Origin of the sequence: Borborobacter arsenicus, from assembly GCF_003934165.1 — a bacterium.
In the GTDB taxonomy this organism is placed as follows: domain Bacteria; phylum Pseudomonadota; class Alphaproteobacteria; order Rhizobiales; family Rhizobiaceae; genus Pseudaminobacter; species Pseudaminobacter arsenicus.
Window position 1 is genome coordinate 359,433 of sequence record NZ_ML133508.1, and the last position, 17,705, is coordinate 377,137.

Annotated in this window: 23 protein-coding genes and 2 tRNA genes; 9 read left to right on the forward strand and 16 right to left on the reverse strand. The window is 61.0% G+C overall.

The window, feature by feature from the left end; all coding sequences use genetic code 11:
• Positions 1-19: 19 nt before the first annotated feature.
• On the reverse strand, positions 20-775 hold the full coding sequence (locus EET67_RS01685) for a L,D-transpeptidase (protein WP_342634643.1): 756 nt from the start codon (positions 773-775) through the stop codon (positions 20-22).
• Positions 776-899: 124 nt separating this feature from the next.
• Here EET67_RS01685 and dsbD point away from each other — a divergent pair, with 124 nt between their 5' ends.
• The 6 genes from dsbD (at position 900) to EET67_RS01715 (ending at position 6,017) form a co-directional block, all read left to right on the forward strand.
• Positions 900-2,723, forward strand: a complete 1,824-nt coding sequence (dsbD, locus tag EET67_RS01690; RefSeq protein WP_128624461.1) for a protein-disulfide reductase DsbD — start codon at positions 900-902, stop codon at positions 2,721-2,723.
• Between the two features lie 57 nt (positions 2,724-2,780).
• Positions 2,781-3,386, forward strand: a complete 606-nt coding sequence (locus EET67_RS01695; RefSeq protein ID WP_128624462.1) for a DsbA family protein — start codon at positions 2,781-2,783, stop codon at positions 3,384-3,386.
• A gap of 407 nt (positions 3,387-3,793) precedes the next feature.
• Positions 3,794-4,531: a septum site-determining protein MinC gene (gene minC, locus EET67_RS01700; RefSeq protein WP_128624673.1), complete on the forward strand. Its 738-nt coding sequence runs from the start codon at positions 3,794-3,796 to the stop codon at positions 4,529-4,531.
• A 33-nt stretch (positions 4,532-4,564) separates the two neighbouring features.
• Positions 4,565-5,380: a septum site-determining protein MinD gene (gene minD, locus EET67_RS01705; RefSeq protein WP_128624463.1), complete on the forward strand. Its 816-nt coding sequence runs from the start codon at positions 4,565-4,567 to the stop codon at positions 5,378-5,380.
• Positions 5,377-5,640 carry a cell division topological specificity factor MinE gene (gene minE, locus EET67_RS01710; protein ID WP_128624464.1) on the forward strand — a complete coding sequence of 88 codons (264 nt, stop codon included), beginning with the start codon at positions 5,377-5,379 and terminating at the stop codon, positions 5,638-5,640. The genes minD and minE overlap by 4 nt, the downstream gene beginning before the upstream one ends.
• A 167-nt stretch (positions 5,641-5,807) precedes the next feature.
• Positions 5,808-6,017, forward strand: a complete 210-nt coding sequence (locus EET67_RS01715) for a hypothetical protein (protein ID WP_128624465.1) — start codon at positions 5,808-5,810, stop codon at positions 6,015-6,017.
• A 62-nt stretch (positions 6,018-6,079) separates the two neighbouring features.
• Here EET67_RS01715 and EET67_RS01720 read toward each other — a convergent pair whose 3' ends face one another.
• The gene (locus tag EET67_RS01720) at positions 6,080-6,493 is read right to left on the reverse strand and encodes a dihydrofolate reductase (protein ID WP_128624466.1); all 414 of its coding nucleotides are present in this window, start codon (positions 6,491-6,493) and stop codon (positions 6,080-6,082) included.
• Between the two features lie 301 nt (positions 6,494-6,794).
• Between EET67_RS01720 and EET67_RS01725 the strand changes: the two genes are divergently transcribed.
• Positions 6,795-8,171, forward strand: coding sequence for a pyridoxal phosphate-dependent decarboxylase family protein (locus EET67_RS01725; protein WP_245450656.1), 1,377 nt, complete (start codon positions 6,795-6,797; stop codon positions 8,169-8,171).
• A gap of 35 nt (positions 8,172-8,206) precedes the next feature.
• Here EET67_RS01725 and EET67_RS01730 read toward each other — a convergent pair whose 3' ends face one another.
• From EET67_RS01730 to EET67_RS01740, 3 genes are all read right to left on the reverse strand, one after another.
• The gene (locus tag EET67_RS01730) at positions 8,207-8,401 is read right to left on the reverse strand and encodes a hypothetical protein (protein WP_128624468.1); all 195 of its coding nucleotides are present in this window, start codon (positions 8,399-8,401) and stop codon (positions 8,207-8,209) included.
• Positions 8,401-8,874, reverse strand: a complete 474-nt coding sequence (locus tag EET67_RS01735) for a VOC family protein (protein WP_128624469.1) — start codon at positions 8,872-8,874, stop codon at positions 8,401-8,403. Before EET67_RS01735 ends, EET67_RS01730 begins: the two co-directional genes overlap by 1 nt.
• Before the next feature lie 84 nt (positions 8,875-8,958).
• Positions 8,959-9,897, reverse strand: coding sequence for a DUF5996 family protein (locus tag EET67_RS01740; RefSeq protein ID WP_128624470.1), 939 nt, complete (start codon positions 9,895-9,897; stop codon positions 8,959-8,961).
• A gap of 474 nt (positions 9,898-10,371) precedes the next feature.
• Here EET67_RS01740 and EET67_RS01745 point away from each other — a divergent pair, with 474 nt between their 5' ends.
• Positions 10,372-10,797 (forward strand): DUF2380 domain-containing protein, encoded by a 426-nt coding sequence (locus EET67_RS01745; protein WP_165899751.1) that lies wholly within the window; start codon positions 10,372-10,374, stop codon positions 10,795-10,797.
• Between the two features lie 147 nt (positions 10,798-10,944).
• Here EET67_RS01745 and EET67_RS25495 read toward each other — a convergent pair whose 3' ends face one another.
• From EET67_RS25495 to EET67_RS01795, 11 genes are all read right to left on the reverse strand, one after another.
• Positions 10,945-11,121, reverse strand: coding sequence for a hypothetical protein (locus EET67_RS25495; protein WP_165899752.1), 177 nt, complete (start codon positions 11,119-11,121; stop codon positions 10,945-10,947).
• 343 nt (positions 11,122-11,464) lie between these two features.
• Positions 11,465-11,540, reverse strand: a tRNA-Phe gene (locus EET67_RS01750).
• 158 nt (positions 11,541-11,698) lie between these two features.
• Complete coding sequence (gene yacG / locus EET67_RS01755) at positions 11,699-11,902, reverse strand: DNA gyrase inhibitor YacG (RefSeq protein WP_128624471.1); 204 nt, start codon at positions 11,900-11,902, stop codon at positions 11,699-11,701.
• Positions 11,899-12,528, reverse strand: a complete 630-nt coding sequence (locus tag EET67_RS01760; protein ID WP_128624472.1) for a Maf-like protein — start codon at positions 12,526-12,528, stop codon at positions 11,899-11,901. Before EET67_RS01760 ends, yacG begins: the two co-directional genes overlap by 4 nt.
• Positions 12,529-12,539: 11 nt before the next feature.
• Positions 12,540-12,758 carry a translation initiation factor IF-1 gene (gene infA / locus EET67_RS01765; RefSeq protein ID WP_128624473.1) on the reverse strand — a complete coding sequence of 73 codons (219 nt, stop codon included), beginning with the start codon at positions 12,756-12,758 and terminating at the stop codon, positions 12,540-12,542.
• Positions 12,759-12,946: 188 nt separating this feature from the next.
• Positions 12,947-13,354: an arsenate-mycothiol transferase ArsC gene (locus EET67_RS01770; RefSeq protein ID WP_165899771.1), complete on the reverse strand. Its 408-nt coding sequence runs from the start codon at positions 13,352-13,354 to the stop codon at positions 12,947-12,949.
• Positions 13,355-13,395: 41 nt separating this feature from the next.
• On the reverse strand, positions 13,396-13,881 hold the full coding sequence (locus EET67_RS01775; protein WP_128624475.1) for a UPF0262 family protein: 486 nt from the start codon (positions 13,879-13,881) through the stop codon (positions 13,396-13,398).
• Between the two features lie 9 nt (positions 13,882-13,890).
• The gene (gene hisD, locus EET67_RS01780) at positions 13,891-15,183 is read right to left on the reverse strand and encodes a histidinol dehydrogenase (RefSeq protein WP_128624476.1); all 1,293 of its coding nucleotides are present in this window, start codon (positions 15,181-15,183) and stop codon (positions 13,891-13,893) included.
• Positions 15,184-15,205: 22 nt separating this feature from the next.
• Entirely contained in the window at positions 15,206-15,640 is a 435-nt protein-coding gene (locus EET67_RS01785; RefSeq protein ID WP_128624477.1) for a DUF2948 family protein, read from the reverse strand.
• A 107-nt stretch (positions 15,641-15,747) separates the two neighbouring features.
• A complete protein-coding gene (gene murA, locus EET67_RS01790) occupies positions 15,748-17,037 on the reverse strand; it encodes a UDP-N-acetylglucosamine 1-carboxyvinyltransferase (protein WP_128624478.1) in 1,290 nt (429 codons plus the stop codon).
• Positions 17,038-17,189: 152 nt separating this feature from the next.
• Positions 17,190-17,369, reverse strand: a complete 180-nt coding sequence (locus EET67_RS01795) for a hypothetical protein (RefSeq protein WP_128624479.1) — start codon at positions 17,367-17,369, stop codon at positions 17,190-17,192.
• 156 nt (positions 17,370-17,525) lie between these two features.
• On the opposite strand from EET67_RS01795, the gene EET67_RS01800 reads away from it, so the two are divergent.
• Positions 17,526-17,600 (forward strand) — tRNA-Thr (locus EET67_RS01800).
• Positions 17,601-17,705 lie beyond the last annotated feature (105 nt).

Below are 17,705 nucleotides of genomic sequence, written 5' to 3' on the forward strand. Positions count from 1 at the left end.
GCCATTTTCGCCGGCGCCGTCATCCGACGAGCAGATGCTCCATTGCCGGGTCGGGGATGACAACGATGCGGCTTCCGTCGCGGACCTCGCCATGGAGGTGCACGACATCCTGATTGACGAGCCGGATGCAGCCGGAGGATACCGCCTTGCCGATGCTCCCGGCCTCAGGGGTTCCGTGGACGCGGTAAAGTGTATCCTTCCCGTCCTTATGGATGTAGAGGGACCGCGCGCCAAGGGGATTCTTCAGCCCGGGGTCCATGCCGCCATTGGCTATGCTGTAAGGTTCAAGCGAAGGCTGGCGCGCGACCATGGAATCCGGCGGCGTCCAGCGCGGCCATTCGCGCTTGTAGGCGACGATCGCGCGCCCCGCCCAGGAAAATCCATCGCGCCCGACACCGATGCCGTAGCGTGTTGCGCGGCCATTGGGCTTCACATGATAGAGATATTTGGCAGGTGTATCCACGATCAGGGTCCCAGGAACCTCGTTGGTCGGATAATCGACATCGGTGCGCCAGAAGCGGCGGTCGAGCTTTGCGATGTCGACGGCCGGGATCGGAAACCTCTCATTGGGCAGCGCGTAGTACATTGGGGGTACGACGTGCTTCGGAGCCGGCGCCTTGGTCATTGAGGGCTCGGTCGGCACCTGTCGTGGCGTCGCCATGCAACCCGATACCGCCATCGTGGTCAGCCCCAGCACGAAGGACCGCCGTCCGAGATTGACGCCCTGCACCGCTGTCCCCGCTCTCGCCGTCTTGATTTCGAAGTTGCCCGTCATTTTGCCGTATCTCTGCTGGTTTCGATGGCCCTGCGAAACCTCCCCTACCTTAAGGCTGCCTTAAGCAAGGTCGCGCACCCGGCTGAAGAACGAGGTCAATCTCCAGCGTGGACGGGAAAAGGCGATGAAAAAAGCTGCTCTTGGCATCCTTGGAATGCTTGTCATTCAGCTTTTTGCGCCGGCTGTCGCATCCTCCGGCGAACCTCTTCCGGTGGACCGGGCGTTCGCGATCTCGGCGTCGCAAGGTGCAGGCGGATCGCTGTCGGTGGAATGGAAAATCGCCGAGGGCTATTATCTTTATCGGGACCGCATCGCCGCGCGGGTCCCGAAAGGAGCTGCACTGACGGTCGAGACGCCGCCGGGCCTCGTCAAGGACGATCCCAACTTCGGGCCCTCGGAAATCTATTACCGGCGCGCGGAGGCGGTCCTTTCCAATGCCGGGTCCGCGCCCATCGAACTCACCTATCAAGGCTGCCAGGAAAACGGCATCTGCTATGCTCCCGAAACCCGCCTCGTCGATCCTGCCACGCTGACGGTTTCGGACCCGGTGCCGCTGCGACCGCCTCCTGTGGTGAACTGGGAAACGGAAGGTGTTTCGGCTTCGCCAGTCGAGCCAGGCATAGAACAGGCAACGGGTACCGAGGGCTTCGAACTGGCCGCGGACGCCGGCCTCATCCAGTCGCTTCGCGTTGAAGGTGGGCCGCTCCTCGTCCTTGCCATGTTCCCTCTTTTCGGGCTGTTGCTGGCCTTTACGCCATGCGTCTTTCCGATGTACCCGATCCTTGCGGGTGCGTTGGCCCGCGAGGGCGACCGGCTGACGGCGGGCCGTGGCTTCATTCTCTCCGCTATCTATGTCACGGCGCTCGCATTGGCCTTCGCTCTATTGGGTGCAGCCGCCGGCTGGTCAGGTCAGAACCTGCAAATGGTGTTGCAGTCGCCACTCACGGCCGGAATCCTCGCCATCGTCTTCGTTGTCTTGGCTTTGTCCATGTTCGGCCTGTTCGAACTGCAGCTGCCGGCGGCGTGGACCAGTTGGGTTACCACGCGAACCGGGGGCATGGGCGGTTCGAAACGTTCGGCAGCGCTGCTCGGATTTTCTTCGGTCCTGATCGTCGGTCCCTGCGTCACGGCACCGCTCGCGGGCGCGCTTCTCTACATCGCCCAGACCGGCGACGTCGTGCTCGGGGCTGCAGCTCTGTTCGGGCTGGGTATTGGAAAGGGGCTTCCCTTGATCGTTCTGGGAACGCTGGGCGGTAGCGCCTTGCCGCGTGCCGGCGCGTGGATGGAAGGCGTGAAGCGTGTTTTCGGCTTTGGCTTTCTTGCAACCGCCATCTGGATGGCGACGCCCTTGCTGCCGGCGCGGCTCGATCTGTTCTTATGGGCTGTCCTGCTGATTGCTGCGGCAAGCTTTGCATTCACGGTCAAATGGCGCAGCGGCACGGCGCTGGCGACCGGCCGCGCTGTTGGCGGCGTTGCGCTGATCTATGGCGCGATCCTCATGGTCGGAGCCGCCTCAGGCGCGACGGATCCGCTGAAGCCGCTTGCCACGCTCGCCGATCGGGGGCCGGCTGTTTCCGGCGCGAAACAACTCGACTTCGCGGAGGTCGAATCGGCGCCGGACCTGAAAGCGAAGCTGGCCTCGGCGAATGGCAAAGCGACGCTCGTCTATTTTACCGCCGACTGGTGCGTCACTTGCCATACGATCGAGCGCTCGGTCCTACGCGATGACTCGGTGCGCCGGGGGCTCGCCGGGTTCCAACTCATCAAAGCCGACCTGACCGATTTCGACCAGGACAATGCCGCGCTGATGACCCAGCTTCGTGTGGCGGGTCCGCCGACCATGCTGTTCTTCGACGCAAACGCACGCGAAGCCGCCGGAACCCGTCTCGTCGGCGACGTGACAGTCGGCTCCCTGACGCGGTCGGCGTCGCAGCTGGACGGATACTGACATGAACAGTGTCTCGCTTGCGGGCGCCAACTGCCAACCATTGAAGGAGCACATGAGATGATGAACCGAAGAGGGATACTGAAGGCCGTGGCTGCCGGATCGGCAATTGCTGCGCTGCCCGTCCCGACGCTTGCCCAATCCTTCCCGACCGTCGAGGAGGTCCTGTTCGATCCCGCCATCCCCGTTATCGGCAATCCCGATGGCGATATCACCGTGGCGGAGTATTTCGACTACCAATGCCCCTTCTGCAAGCGCGGGCACAAGGAGTTGATGGAGATCGTCCGCGCTGACGGCAATGTGCGCCTGGTGATGAAGGACTGGCCGATTTTCGGCGCTGTGTCCGTCCATGCTTCGAGCTTGGTGCTGGCGTCTGGCGAGAGTTATGAAAAGGCACTCAATGCTCTGATGGCGACGCCGGGACGACTGGGCAAGGAGGAAGTGGATAGTGTCTTGAGCGAAAGCGGGCTCGACCCATCCGGGCTTTTGGCCGCCTTCAAAAGCGATCAGGCCCGTATCGATGGAATTCTCGCCCGTAACATGGATCAGGCAAACGCCTTCGGTTTCGGTGGCACGCCTGCTTTCATCATAGGCATCCGGATATATCACGGCGCGATGGACAGGAAGGCGCTGGAAGCAGCCATAGCCACGGCGCGGGAGAGTTGAGGCGGAGGTACTTTCGGCGGCGGTAAGCGCAAACGAATCACCGGCTGGATCAGAAAGGCGGTAGGTGAGACGTGCCTGCTCGGCCGGCCACGTCGTCGTGGGGTCGCAATCGCCCCGAAAGCCGGTTTCCCGTAGAAAATCTGTTTGTCTTCAGCCGTTTTGAGGCACGGGAGCCACGCATGCTTCGCGCCTGCGCAGGCCGCTTGCGGCGTTGCCTGGATATTGCCCGGGTTCAACTCACGGATTTTTTGGCTTCTCCAGAGATTGAAGGCCAACTATTTGATAGAAAATGGTTTTTCCATGAGTTTCTAGATTTCATGGGCGCGGATTCCTGTCCGCTCACTTCGGAAATTAACTATTTGTTAACCATTTCCTCGATACATCGAAGCAACCGAAAATTAACCAAGATGAATCACGTGTTAACTCAACCCCGGCCCATCCGCCTCAAGGGACGATCCTTCCTTGCCCTCGCTCTGACCCCGGAACTCCCCTTCGAGGACTGGCTGGCGCGGCTCGACGATCTGGCGGCCCGTTCCGCCGGGTTTTTCCTGCGCCGGCCCGTAGTGCTCGATGTCGACGGATTGGACATCGACCGTTCGGAGCTTCGGGCGCTCGTCAACCAGTTGGGCGCACGCAATGTGCGCATCATGGGAATCGAAGGCGCGCGCCCCTCATTGCTCGGCTCGGATCTGCCGCCCGCGATGACCGATGGGCGCCCGGCTTCTGACTTCGAAGCGCCGGTCGCCGATGATGAGGACAACGGATCCGCTACCACCGAAAGCACCGTGCCTTCCGACCCTCTGCCGGTCAAGGCCACGCCTTCGATCATCGTCACCCAGCCTGTGCGCTCGGGACAGTCGCTCTTCTTTCCCGAAGGCGACATAACGGTGGTCGGGTCGGTCGCATCGGGCGCGGAGGTCGTCGCCGGCGGATCGATCCACATCTATGGCACGCTGCGGGGCAGGGCGATGGCCGGTACGACGGGCAACGCCATGGCGCGCATCTTCTGCCGCAAGCTCGAGGCTGAGCTGATCGCCATAGACGGCTTCTACAAGACCGCGGAGGACATGGAGCCCAACCTGCGCGGGAAAGCAGTCCAGATCTGGCTCGAAGGCGAAGCTATCAAGGCCGAAACGCTCGGCTGAGCCGAAGGCGTGGCATAAGAACAGGAGAGGCCAATGGGCAAGGTAATCGTGGTCACATCGGGCAAAGGCGGCGTCGGCAAGACGACGTCTTCCGCCGCACTGGGCGCTGCCCTCGCGCAAAATGGTGACAAGGTCGCGGTCGTGGATTTCGATGTCGGACTGCGCAATCTCGACCTTATCATGGGCGCTGAAAGACGGGTGGTCTACGACCTCGTCAACGTGATCAAGGGGGAGGCCAAGCTGACCCAGGCACTGATCCGGGACAAGCGGCTGGAAACGCTCTATCTGCTGCCGGCCTCACAGACCCGCGACAAGGACAATCTCACGCCCGAGGGTGTCGAGAAGGTCATCGCCGCGCTGAAGAATGCCTTCGATTGGGTTATCTGCGACAGCCCTGCCGGTATCGAGCGCGGCGCAACGCTTGCCATGCGCCATGCGGACGTGGCCATCGTCGTGACCAATCCGGAAGTCTCTTCGGTGCGCGATTCCGACCGCATCATCGGCCTGCTCGACTCCAAGACACTCAAGGCCGAGAATGGCGAACAGATGGAAAAACATCTGCTTCTCACCCGCTACGACCCGGCTCGTGCCGAACGTGGCGACATGCTGAAGGTCGACGACGTCCTCGAAATCCTGTCGATCCCGCTGCTCGGCATCATACCGGAAAGCATGGACGTGTTGCGCGCCTCCAATGTCGGCTCGCCCGTCACCCTGGCGGATGATCGCAGCGCGCCGGCAATCGCCTATTTCGATGCGGCGCGGCGGCTCAAGGGCGAAAGCCTGCCGGTCACCGTTCCAGGCGAAAAGCGGGGCTTCTTCGGCAAGATTTTCGGAAGGAAAGCGGCATGAATTTTCTTCGGCTCTTTTCCCGTCCCCAGTCAGCCCCCGCCGCGCGCGAGCGCTTGCAGGTGTTGCTCGCCCATGAGCGTGCTTCGGCCGGCGATTCGGACCTGGTCACCAAACTGCGTGACGAAATCCTGCGCGTCATCTCCAAGCATATGCAGATCGATGACGAGAAGGTCAGCGTCAAGATGGAGCGCGGCGCCCAGGTTTCGACGCTCGCCGTCGACATCGAGATCCCGTTCGACGCAGGCAAGAAGGCGGCCTGACGGCCGCCGCACGGCGGATCGCTGCACGACATTGAGGCTGCACAAGGAGCGATCCGACACTTTGAATGAGCATCAAACGGTCCAGCCAGGCTTCCATTTTCACCAAAACCCTCGGTTGGGTCCGATGCTTTGAATGACAGTTCCTCAATCAGCAAGGGAGGGATATCGTGACCCGACTCGCACTTCTCGAAAGGCTGAAGGAAGTCCAGCAGATGCCCAGATATGCCGGGCGTGACATCACCACCATCAGCGCGGTCTTGTCGAATGAAGCTCTGGCAAAGCATGTGGGCGTCTGCGAGGAAGCGGCGGGCGTCACGCCGATGTTTGCAAGGCGCGCCGGCAAAGAGGCCGAGCAGGCACATCCTGACAGGGTTTGAGGTGACTGCCCGGTAACGCTCGAAGCGGGTTCCGCTTGGACATAGCGTTCAAGCTGCCACTCTTAGCTTCGCGAGCCACCTGCCTGAAGCCATCTCGGATCGAACCAGCGGTCGGCAGGGCCGTCATAGGGCAGCCGCGTTATGTCCCAATGGCTGACGAAGCGTGCATAGGCGTCCCAGACCGGTGGACCACCGCCGATAAACACGACGCGGCCGGAAAAGCGCGCAAGCGTCGCTTCAGGATCCATGCTGGAGCGCAGCACGAACAATTCCCGATCTGCGCGGGCAAAATCTGGAACGCTGGCGATGGTTCGGGGTCCGGCGGCCAGCACGTGACCCCTGGTGATGTCGAAGAAACGGGCGACGTCCGCCTTATAGTCGGGTGACCGGTTCCCTTCCCAAGGCAAACGCCCGTCGAGTCCCATCTGACCGGATCGTCCGATGGCGCAGATCACCCTGACAATTGCCTTTTGCATCGAAGCTCCTCAGGACAGGTGCGGCCGACGGAGACAACCCCTCTTTGAAACAAATATGTTCAAGCCGAACAATGTCTATCCTCCAAACATGGGAGCGCCAGAGAGCTGCGGTCCCTTTGAAAGCATTTTCTCCAGCAATGACATGGAGGCCAGCAAAAGCGGAATACGCAGCTTGTGATAGTCCGCTTACGTTTGACATAGCGCGCGGGTTGTCGTCGGGAGTAAGGTCGCGACGCGGTTCGGACGCCCAACAGCGCCGGCCAATTGATTATCGGAAATCTCTCCAGGTGAGCGCAGGTTGATGGAACTGGAAATCTCCAATCAGGAATTGTCGCAGCTGGCGGATGAAGCAATTGACCTCGCCAAGGCCTACTGGGCGTCTCTAGACCACCGTCCTTCCTATCCGACAACCAGCGGTGAGCAGACGGCCGCGCTTTTCTCGCGTCCATGGGCGGAGGAGGGGCTTGGCGGAAGCGTCCTGCAGGACTTCAAGCTGATTACGGAGCACGCCCGCCCTTCCACCGGCAGATTCTTCGGCTATGTCGCCGGATCGGGGGAGCCGATAGGAGCGCTGGGCGATCTGCTTGCGTCTGTGCTCAACCAGAATGTGGGGGCATGGCGGTCGGCGCCGGCTGCTACAACGATCGAACGGGCCGTTGTCGGATGGCTGGCGGAAGCAGTCGGCTGCCGAGGCTTCACCGGCAGTCTCTGCGGGGGTGGATCAACCGCGAACCTGATGGGGCTGGCGATGGCGCGCGAAGCGAAATTGCCGGCGAATGAAACTGGGGCCAGTCGCTGTGTCGTCTATGCGTCCGAACAGGTACATATGTCTGTTCCGAAGGCCGTGGCCCTGCTGGGCATAGGCAGGCAGAACCTTCGCCTGCTGCCTGTCGACAATGCGTTCCGGCTGCGGCCGGATGCGCTACAGGCAGCCATCAGCGCCGATCGCCAGGCCGGAAACACGCCCATTGCCATCGTCGCGACGGCCGGCACCGTCGTGTCCGGTGCGATCGACCCGCTTGGCGCCATTGCCGATACCGCGAGAAACGAGGGGCTGTGGCTGCATGTCGACGGCTCCTATGGTGGCTTGGCTGCACTGGCGGAGCCGCAGAAGCTCAGCGGATTGGCACATGCCAACTCCCTGTCGGTCGACCCGCATAAATGGCTCTATCAGCCGATCGATTGCGGCTGTCTTCTGTATCGCGATCCGCAGGTTGCGCGCGCGACCTTTTCGCATACCGACGATTACGTCCGGATTTTGAGCGACGAGCCCACAGAGGCATTTGCCTTTTTCGAAGAGTCGGTCGAACTTTCGCGACGTTTTCGGGCGCTTAAGCTTTGGCTATCGCTGCAGTATCACGGGCGCATGGCCTTTCGCGAGGCAATAGTCCGGGACTTGCGCCACGCAAGGTTGCTGGCCGACATGGTCAGCGCGCATCCCGATCTGGAGCTGCTTGCGCCGGTTTCGCTCAGCGCCGTGTGCTTCCGCCACCGGGCGAGGGACAATCACGCTCTATTGAAGCGTGTGATCGCGCGCGGGCATGTGTTTCTCTCCAATGCGACGATCCACGGCCAATTCGCACTGCGCGCCTGTTTCGTCAATCACCGGACGACTGGCGATGACGTGCGGGCAATCGTGTCCGAAGTTGTTGCGGCCGCCGATGAGCTCGACGGTTGAGCCAGGCCGCGTGTCCTTCCAAGCCGGCTGGTCGGTCAGCCGCGCGGAAAGTCCACCACGCGCAGCCGCCCCCGGCGCGCCGGTGGATTCAGCGCCAAACCCAGGGAAAGCGCGGATGAACGCCTCTCAAAAGCTGCTCTGCGCTGAGCGATGGCGATTTTTCTGAACTGAGGCTCTATCTGTTCCCTGAGCAGTTGGTCCGCCTCGGATATCGCTTCTTTGAACGCCATCAGCCGCGCCGCGCCGCTTCGATTACGGCGACGTCGATTTTCTTCATATCCATCATGGCTTCAAACGCGCGCTTTGCCTCATCGCCGCCAACCGCCAAGGCGTCAGTCAGTACGCGCGGGGTGATCTGCCAGGAAATGCCCCATCTGTCCTTGCACCAGCCGCAGGCGCTCTCCTGGCCGCCATTGCCGACGATCGCATTCCAGTAGCGATCGGTCTCCTCCTGATCGTCGGTGGCGATCTGGAACGAGAAGGCTTCGTTATGCTTGAACGCCGGCCCGCCATTGAGGCCGAGACAGGGGACACCGAAAACCGTGAATTCGACCGTGAGCACATCGCCCTCCTTGCCGGACGGGTAGTCGCTTGGTGCACGATGCACGGCGTGCACCTCGCTGTCGGAAAAGGTTTTGGCGTAGAAGCGGGCGGCGGCCTCGGCATCCTTGTCGTACCAGAGGCAGATCGTGTTCTTCGACATTGCGCGTTCCTTTCGCTTTGAAGCCGGGATTTCGACCTTGTTTCCCTCTTGCTGTCCGCTTTTGGGTTTTTCTGTCGGCAGTGGCTAACCCAATCGACGGGGCCGTCTGGGTTCACCGGTGGCACACTCCAGAGATTTGACGTCCCATGCCGCGAGATCGGCGGCAGCACGGTATGTGCTCTCCAGGAACGCCATCAGCGCTGCTTCGGGATCGGGCGCTTGCCTTACCTTATCGTAGGGCAGCAAGAACTCGCCCAGCGTCTCGTCGAAATAGGCCTCCCTCGGTTCTATCTGCGCGTCCGCATAGCCTGCGGGACTTGGATACGCATAGGAATAGAATGCAGGGAAATCGACACCCCCGCCGCCGGGCCAGAATCCGGCAGACGAGACCTCGTGGCTGTAAGCCTCGCGGGTAATCTCATCGGGCAATGCCGGAATGCCTCCGGGATGAAGCGGCGCTGGCCGGCTTGAAAATCGCGTCACGGCAAGATCAAAACTTCCCCAGAAGAAATGAACCGGGCTTACCTTGCCGAGAAAAGAAGTTCGGAATTTTTGGAGCGCCAGCGACGCCGACACGAAAGCTCCGAAGAAGCGGCTGACCGCGTCGGCGTCATAGGGCCTTTCGACCATGTCCTCGCTAAATCGGATCGGTTCGGGAACTTCGTTCGGTCGGCCATGCAATTTGGGCGTTCCACCAAGATCGCATATCAGTTGGAGGAAGCTGGAGTGAAATGAGGCAACCGACATTGGCCCAAGCGGCAGATATGCAGTCCGTCCATCGGTGGACGTGCCGACAAGCTGGTGGCCGATAAGGTCAAAACCTAACTCGATCCCGCCAGCACCGTCAGGAACAAGTCCGGTCGTAAAGCCGCGGGCATTCGGATAAAAAGTAGCCTGCCATGCATGATTGATCCATGGCGTCCTGGCCAGCCGATATTTACCCACGATCTGGACATAGAGATGGAGCGCAGTGCAAGTGTCTCGCCACGACGGATAGGGGATATCGGGCCATCGTTCATCCATGATGCCGTCCGTTCACTGTAAATATGTCAGCCTATCAGGAGCACGTCGATTTCAATCGTCGGCGCTCGCGTCCCAGTTCCTCTTGTTGTTCGTAGCCTTCCGGGCTTCGGTTAGGCTGAGCGTCCCTGCAAAATGCGACAGATTTTGGCCCGTGACCTATGCGACGTAACAGTTCTTGCGAGGAACCTGTGGGAGGAGGAGCGGCATGTCGCCGGGCACGCCGATCAGGGACATCATGCGGAAACTCGCTGCGTGCGACGACCCCAAGCGCATCGATCTGGATCGCCGAGATGGTTCGCCGACGCGAGGAGTGGGGAGGCCGTCGACCGGAGAGGCGCTTATGTCGGTGCCCAGGCAGTGTACAATGATCGTCAAATTGACGGGAGGACTACCATGCGTGTTCGCATATTGACCGTCCTGATGTCTCTGCTTTTAGGCACCTGCGCATTTGCGCAGTCTCAGCAGACAAAGCCGATGTCGATCGAGGTGTTTCCTTTCGAATTGGAGGACAAGAGCGCTGGGGCGGGAATAATTCCCCCGGATGAACACGACAGGCGCTATCTGGCCGAGTCCGCACAAGTTGCGAAGGACATGCTCTCCCGGTCGGGGCGTTTTACAGTCATAAATGTGCCGGTGAGCGATGCGCAGCCGGGCGCGCCGCACGGGCTGCGCAACTGCGGCGGCTGCGAAGGCCAGATTGCCAAGGGCCACGGCGCGGCTCTTGCCTTGCTAGGCGTCGTAACCCGTATCAACAGAACGGAGCACACCATGTTCATCCGCATACTTGACGCTGAAACCGGCAAACCTGTTTCGGAGGGTTTTACCGATCTTCGCATGGGCCCGAACTATGCGTGGCCCCGCTCGGTGAAATGGCTGATGACAAACAGAATTCTGCAATAGGCTGGGCTCGTCGTTGTCAGAGGTTCCCCTGGCACTCCTCAGGGCTCGGATTGGCCACATGGCTCCAGGGACTCGCGGCGAGGTGACGTGCTGGGGCCTTCGGTAAGAAGATGGCAGGATCGGCGACGTACCCGCCGCCGGCTTCAGTCAATCGCCGTCTTTGGACCAGGCAACGGCTAAGAACGCGAAATGCATAGCCGCCGTGGCGGCAAGTGCGAGAATGAGAAGAATCTGTATGAAGCCAAAAACCACACCAGCGCTTAGAAAAGCTGCCAGCAACAATAGAACCACCGCGGTAGCCATGCCTGGAGAGATTGAGAACATCCGATTCACCCTTCAGAAAAACAAGGTTTCAACTGATATATGCTAGCGGGTGGCTCCAAATGCCTTGCGGCATAGCGCCGCCCAGCACCATGCCAATGCTGCCCCCATTAATCGGCCCGCATGTCCTCTCGCAGATGCGCGAGCCTTTTGCTTTTTGGAAGGACAGCAACGGTGGGGAGCAGCCGTCCCTATTACCGAATCCAGATTTACGGGGAGGGGTTCGGGAATAGCGCCCGGTTCATTTGTACCGCGCAGGTTTAACGGAAAACAAAAGGGGACAAATGCGGAGATCACGAAACCCGCACGGGCAATGTTATAGATTTCACAGGAATAAATAGAAAAATGGTGCCCAGAGGCGGATTCGAACCACCGACACGCGGATTTTCAGTCCGCTGCTCTACCAACTGAGCTATCTGGGCCTATCGCGAGAGCACGGCTTGATGTGAAATCCCGCCGCTGCCGTGGCTTTGCCAACCCACGAAAGCGGGTGGGTTATAGCATGAGATTCGCGGCTGTCCAGCGCATCCAGCGCATTGTCACAAAGAAAAAGACCGGACGGTTTTGGTGAGCCGCGAGATTACTGCGACGGCTCCTCGCCATCGTCTTCCTCGTCGTCGCGCACGGGGATGGCGTAGCTTCCCGAAAGCCAACGGTTGAGATCGACCTGCTTACAGCGGGTGGAGCAGAAAGGGTAGGTTTCGCGCGCAGAAGGCCGGCCGCATTCGGGGCAGGGGCGCTTGGGCCGCAGCGGCGTGACCTTGTCTGTCTCTTCCCCGCTCATGCCTGTCGTCCCGACAGCCATTTGAAGTGAACCGGAAATCCTTCCGCCGTCAGAAGCCCAACGGTTTCATGAAGCGGCAAGCCGACGACATTGGTATAGGAGCCCACCAGCTTGACGACGAATGTGCCTGCAAGCCCCTGGACGGCATAGCCGCCGGCCTTGCCCCGCCATTCACCCGAGGCCAGGTAGCTTTCCAGTTCCTCGCGCCCCAGGCGCTTGAACCGTACCCGTGTCTCCACCAGCCGCTGGCGCAGCTTGCCGTCGGCCGTGATCAGGCAGACGCCCGAATAGACGCGATGCGAGCGGCCCGAGAGCAGCCGCAGGCAGTTGGAGGCTTCGTCGATCAGTTCGGCCTTGGGCAATATGCGCCGGCCCACCGCCACCACCGTATCGGCAGCCAGGATGAAGGCGCTAGTGAAATCGGGCTCAGACTTCAGCGAGGCCAGGGCTTTTTCGGCCTTGGCTTTCGACAGCCTTTTGGCGAGCGAGCGCGGATGCTCGGCCTTGAGCGGCGTTTCATCGACATCCGTCGGCAGCACGCGGTCAGGCTCGATGCCCGCCTGCTGCAGAAGCTCGATGCGGCGCGGCGAGCCCGAGGCGAGCACCAGCTTTTGGAAAGCGCTCATCTATAAGGCGGCTATTTGAAGCGATAGGTGATGCGGCCCTTGGTCAGGTCATAGGGCGTCATTTCGACCAGCACCTTGTCACCGGTCAGCACACGAATGCGGTTCTTGCGCATGCGCCCCGCCGTATGTGCCACTATTTCATGTTCATTTTCGAGCTTGACCCGAAACATCGCATTCGGGAGCAGTTCCGTGACAGTACCCGGAAACTCGAGGACTTCTTCCTTCGGCATTCTTTACCTTTGGTCTGGATTGCATTTCGGCGCTGCGGCCGGAATTTGGGCGGAACCTATATGATTATGCGCACTTTGTGAACACGCTTAGAGCGGCGGACGTCCTGATAAATCCGGGCTGCCCATCCATCCGTTTGTTTTTGCCGCATTTGTGCGACGCCAGTTGATTCCGCGTGGCTGCAAAATGCTTAATCCGCCGACTTGTGTCCGAACCTCTGGTCGATCCGTGCCTTCAACCTTTCGCGCACGTCTCGATAGGCCGCCAGGATCTGTTCGCGCGTGCCGGTCACCGTGGTCGGGTCGGCCGTCGGCCAATATTCCACTTCCACCGCCATCGATCGCGTCAGTTCCAGGGCTGCGTGATGCGCCTCGGGCGCCAGCGTCACGATGAGGTCGAAATAGTCGTCCTCCAATTCCTCAAGGGTCTTGGGCAAACGCTCGGCAAGCGAGAGCCCTTCCTCGGCCAGCACGACATCGACGAAGGGGTCGCGCTCGCCGGTGCGAACGCCGGCGGAGGCAATGAAGGTGGCGGCCGGCAGTATCTTGCGGGCAAGCAGTTCGGCCATTGGCGAGCGCACCGAATTCATGCCGCACATGAACAGTATCGAGCGGGGAGGGGAGTTGCGGTCCGTCAGGGTCACCCCCGCCAGTGCAATACGCAGACAAGCGTGAAGATGCGCCGCGCCGTGTCGAAATCCACGTCCAGCTTGCCCGCCAGCCGGTCCATCAGCGTCTGCGAGCCTTCATTGTGCAGGCCGCGGCGGCCCATGTCGATGGCCTCGATCTGGCTCGGCGAGGAAGTGCGGATTGCCTCGTAATAGCTTTCGCAGATCATGAAATAGTCTTTCACGATGCGGCGAAACGGCGTCAGCGACAATATGTGGGTCACCACCTCGGTGCCATCCTCGCGCGAGACGGCGAAGACCAGCCTTGAGTCGACCAGTGACAGCTTCAGCTTATAGGGCCCGTTGCCGTCGTCATTGACGGGCTGGAAGCTGTTTTCCTCGATCAGGTCGAAGATCGCCACCGCCCGTTCATGCTCGATGTCGGGCGTCGAACGGCCGATCGACTCGTCGAGCTCCACATCGATCAGTTTCGAACGCTGGCGCGTGACGTCGTCCATTCCCCGGCTCTATAGATTTAATCGTATGGCAATCGATCGTGCATGCGCATCAAGGCCCTCCGCTTTGGCAAGGGCGATGGCTGCGGGTCCCAGCTTCCGCAACTGGTCGGGCCCGAGCTTGAGGATCGAACTGCGCTTCATGAAATCCAACACCGACAGGCCGGATGAAAACCGTGCAGAGCGGGCCGTCGGCAGCACGTGGTTCGGCCCGCCGACATAGTCGCCGATGACCTCCGGCGTGTGGCGACCGAGGAACACCGAGCCGGCATTGCTTATGCCTGAAAGCAGCGCCTCCGGATCAGCGACCGCCAGTTCCAGATGTTCGGCGGCAATGCGGTTGGCCAGCGGAACGGCGGCGTCGAGGTGATCCACAAGGATCATCGCACCGAAATCGCGCCAGCTTGCCGAAGCCGTTTCTCCCCGTGGCAGGGTCTGCAACTGGCGCTGCACGGCCTTTTCCACATCCGCCGCAAAGGTTGCGCTGTCGGTGATCAGGATTGATTGCGCGGAAGCGTCATGTTCGGCCTGCGCCAGAAGATCGGCGGCAATCCAGTCGGGATCGTTATCGGCGTCGGCAATGACCAGAACTTCCGAGGGACCGGCGATCATGTCGATGCCCACCGTGCCGAACACCTGCCGCTTGGCAGCCGCCACATAGGCATTGCCCGGCCCGACGATCTTGGCCACTGGCCGGATCGTTTGCGTGCCATAGGCAAGGGCGGCCACAGCCTGTGCGCCGCCGACCCGGTAGATTTCGGAGATGCCGGCCAGATCCGCCGCCACCAGCACCAGCGGATTGATGATGCCGGCCGAGGCCGGAACCACCATGACGATACGCCCGACACCGGCAACCAGCGCGGGGATCGCATTCATCAGCACGGAGCTCGGATAGCTTGCGGTGCCGCCCGGCACATAAAGGCCCACGGCTTCGATTGCCGTCCAGCGCGAGCCAAGCTCGACGCCGACGGCATCGACATAGCGATCGTCCTGCGGGCGCTGGCGCTGGTGATGGGCATGGATGCGGTCGCGGGCGAATTTGAGTGCCTCCACGGTCGCCGGATCAGCGTCGCGATAGGCCTTGGCGATGTCGTCGGCCGACACCGCAATGCCGAGCATGTCGAGATCGGCGCGGTCGAACCGGCCCGTATAGTCGATCAAGGCTGCATCGCCCCGGGCGCGCACCTCGGCAACGATATCTCGCACGGCTGCATCGACATCGGCCGACGCTTCGCGCTTGGTGGTCAGGAAGGCGGCAAAGCGTGCTTCAAAATCGGCGTCGGAATGGTTTAGCGTGATGGCCATTTATGCGTGCTACTCGAAATAATCAGGCTTTGTGAACGGGGCGGGATGTTGCCTCCCAGGCCCCGCCGAGATCGGCAAGCCGGGCCTCGATGCATTCGACCTGCAGGGCGATGGTGCCGCCGCCCGAAAACACCAGTTCTATGGCGCCGGCGGGTGCCTCGCGCTCATGAAAGCGTATCGCCAGCAGGGACAACACGTCCTCGCGCTTTTCACGATCGATCCCGCTGGTTTTGACACCCAGCACGCGGTTGAAATCGAGAACGCTTTTGCGGCGCTGGTGGTGGCGGCGCAACAGGCCCGTTTCGCTTTCCCAGGCAAAACGGTTCATCGACATGACGAAACGCTTGGAAGTCGCGGAAAAATCGAGGTCGCCGATCTTCATCACGGCGTCCTGAACATGCGCGGAGACGATTTTCAGGTCCTGTTCGTCGAGAGCGACAAGTTTTAGCTGGTCCATGTCGTTGTCAGCGCCTGCACAAGGTTTTATCCTGTGTTATGCGCTCTTGGCGCGGCACGCAACCGCAACGCTCGACAGCGCCAGGGGTTTCCGGCAGCGACCGGGTGTCAGGACGCCAGCCGCTCGATCTGTGCGCCGCAGCCGGAGAGTTTTTCCTCCAGCCGTTCGAAGCCGCGGTCGAGATGGTAGACGCGGTTGACCACGGTTTCGCCCTCGGCTGCCAGCCCGGCAATGACCAGCGATACCGAGGCGCGCAGATCGGTTGCCATCACCTGTGCGCCCTTCAGTTTCGACACGCCCTCGACGATCGCCGTCTGGCCGGCAAGCGTGATATGAGCCCCTAGACGGGCGAGTTCCTGCACATGCATGAAGCGGTTTTCGAAGATCGTCTCGGTGATCTTCGATTTGCCGCTCGCCTTGGTCATCAGCCCCATGAATTGCGCCTGAAGATCGGTCGGAAAGCCGGGGAAGGGCTCGGTCACCACATCGACGGGGGCGATGCCGGCGCCGTTGCGCCGCACGCGGATGCCGGAATTGACCGGAATGATTTCCGCGCCCGTCTGCGCGATCACGTCGAGCGCGCCTTGCAGCAGGTCGGGCCGGGCACCTTCCAGCACGACGTCGCCGCCGGTCATGGCAACCGCCATGGCATAGGTGCCGGTTTCGATCCGGTCCGGGATCACCTTGTGGCAGGCTCCCGACAGCGAATCGACTCCTTCTATGGTGATGGTCGAGGTGCCCGCGCCTTCGATGCGGGCGCCCATGGCGACAAGGCATTCGGCCAGGTTGACGACTTCAGGCTCGCGCGCGGCGTTTTCCAGCACCGTCTCGCCCCTGGCCAGTGCTGCGGCCATCATCAGCACATGGGTCGCGCCGACCGAAACCTTCGGAAATACATAGCGATTGCCGGTGAGGCGGTTCCTGGCGCTGGCCAATATATAACCGCTATCGACGTCGATCTCGGCGCCCAGCGCCTGCAGGCCTTCGATGAACAGATCTACCGGGCGCGTGCCGATAGCGCAGCCGCCAGGCAGCGACACCTTGGCCTCGCCCATGCGGGCGAGCAGCGGCCCGATCACCCAGAAGCTGGCGCGCATCTTGGACACCAGTTCATAGGGAGCCGTGGTATCGACGATATTGCGGGCGGAGAAATTAATGGTGCGCGAATAGCCCTCATGCTGGCTCGGGCGCCGTCCGTTGACGGAATAGTCGACGCCGTGATTGCCGAGGATGCGCGTCAACTGCTCCACATCGGCCAGATGCGGAACATTTTCGAGCGTCAGCGTCTCGTCGGTCAGAAGCGATGCGATCATCAGCGGCAGGGCGGCGTTTTTCGCGCCGGAGATCGGGATGCGGCCCTCGAGATGATTGCCGCCGACAATTCTGATGCGGTCCATGAAATTCTTTTCTCCGGAGATTGTCCGGCTTCGTCGCCTATCTTTGCCGCCCGTCTAGCGCATAAGTCCGGAAATCGGAATGGATTTCTGGGGACAGCCCATTTGACTGCCGCGCGCTGCGGCGCCTTTGCCACTGCTTGCCGCGCAGCGAATCAGCGGCGGTCCTCTTCCTTCGCAGCCGCGATTCCCTCCGGCCGGTCGTCGGCTTCACCTGTCCTGCGGGCTCGTGCCTGCACCTTGCGTCGTTGCAGATTGGCCCGCAATTGCTCGGCCAGACGTGCCTTGCGCGCATCCTGTTGCGCGGAAATATCGGCTTTTTTTTTCGAACTCATTGGAATGCCCGAACCGCCTCTCATTCGATCCAGTTGCCTGCAGGAAAAACACAATGATTATGGCCGTGCCATGTCCGTGTGAATACGTTCCGTATTAAGCACATACATAGCTTGCGCTTGCCGGATTGATATGGCAGAAGTCCGCCGCATCCGGAAGCTGCGGTAGCTCAGTGGTAGAGCACTCCCTTGGTAAGGGAGAGGTCGGGAGTTCAATCCTCCCTCGCAGCACCAGTTTTCAGAATGAAATCAACGGCTTAGGAATTGCGCTGCTTGGTGCGGCTTCATGCGCTTGTATGAAGTGCGCGGAACAAACAGCGAATTGCACGCCCAAACGTG

Excerpts from the sequence above, each read along its gene's own strand:
- EET67_RS01740 (WP_128624470.1), bottom strand. The coding sequence starts at position 9,897 with ATGGATGAACGATGGCCCGATATCCCCTATCCGTCGTGGCGAGACACT.
- EET67_RS01735 (WP_128624469.1), bottom strand. The coding sequence starts at position 8,874 with ATGTCGAAGAACACGATCTGCCTCTGGTACGACAAGGATGCCGAGGCC.
- EET67_RS01730 (WP_128624468.1), bottom strand. The coding sequence starts at position 8,401 with ATGGCGTTCAAAGAAGCGATATCCGAGGCGGACCAACTGCTCAGGGAA.
- yacG (WP_128624471.1), bottom strand. The coding sequence starts at position 11,902 with ATGAGCGGGGAAGAGACAGACAAGGTCACGCCGCTGCGGCCCAAGCGC.
- infA (WP_128624473.1), bottom strand. The coding sequence starts at position 12,758 with ATGCCGAAGGAAGAAGTCCTCGAGTTTCCGGGTACTGTCACGGAACTG.
- EET67_RS01760 (WP_128624472.1), bottom strand. The coding sequence starts at position 12,528 with ATGAGCGCTTTCCAAAAGCTGGTGCTCGCCTCGGGCTCGCCGCGCCGC.
- minD (WP_128624463.1), top strand. The coding sequence starts at position 4,565 with ATGGGCAAGGTAATCGTGGTCACATCGGGCAAAGGCGGCGTCGGCAAG.
- minC (WP_128624673.1), top strand. The coding sequence starts at position 3,794 with ATGAATCACGTGTTAACTCAACCCCGGCCCATCCGCCTCAAGGGACGA.
- murA (WP_128624478.1), bottom strand. The coding sequence starts at position 17,037 with ATGGACCGCATCAGAATTGTCGGCGGCAATCATCTCGAGGGCCGCATC.
- EET67_RS01775 (WP_128624475.1), bottom strand. The coding sequence starts at position 13,881 with ATGGACGACGTCACGCGCCAGCGTTCGAAACTGATCGATGTGGAGCTC.
- minE (WP_128624464.1), top strand. The coding sequence starts at position 5,377 with ATGAATTTTCTTCGGCTCTTTTCCCGTCCCCAGTCAGCCCCCGCCGCG.
- EET67_RS01795 (WP_128624479.1), bottom strand. The coding sequence starts at position 17,369 with ATGAGTTCGAAAAAAAAAGCCGATATTTCCGCGCAACAGGATGCGCGC.
- dsbD (WP_128624461.1), top strand. The coding sequence starts at position 900 with ATGAAAAAAGCTGCTCTTGGCATCCTTGGAATGCTTGTCATTCAGCTT.
- EET67_RS01685 (WP_342634643.1), bottom strand. The coding sequence starts at position 775 with ATGACGGGCAACTTCGAAATCAAGACGGCGAGAGCGGGGACAGCGGTG.
- EET67_RS01745 (WP_165899751.1), top strand. The coding sequence starts at position 10,372 with ATGTCGATCGAGGTGTTTCCTTTCGAATTGGAGGACAAGAGCGCTGGG.
- EET67_RS01695 (WP_128624462.1), top strand. The coding sequence starts at position 2,781 with ATGATGAACCGAAGAGGGATACTGAAGGCCGTGGCTGCCGGATCGGCA.
- EET67_RS25495 (WP_165899752.1), bottom strand. The coding sequence starts at position 11,121 with ATGTTCTCAATCTCTCCAGGCATGGCTACCGCGGTGGTTCTATTGTTG.
- EET67_RS01725 (WP_245450656.1), top strand. The coding sequence starts at position 6,795 with ATGGAACTGGAAATCTCCAATCAGGAATTGTCGCAGCTGGCGGATGAA.
- hisD (WP_128624476.1), bottom strand. The coding sequence starts at position 15,183 with ATGGCCATCACGCTAAACCATTCCGACGCCGATTTTGAAGCACGCTTT.
- EET67_RS01720 (WP_128624466.1), bottom strand. The coding sequence starts at position 6,493 with ATGCAAAAGGCAATTGTCAGGGTGATCTGCGCCATCGGACGATCCGGT.
- EET67_RS01770 (WP_165899771.1), bottom strand. The coding sequence starts at position 13,354 with ATGTGCGGCATGAATTCGGTGCGCTCGCCAATGGCCGAACTGCTTGCC.
- EET67_RS01785 (WP_128624477.1), bottom strand. The coding sequence starts at position 15,640 with ATGGACCAGCTAAAACTTGTCGCTCTCGACGAACAGGACCTGAAAATC.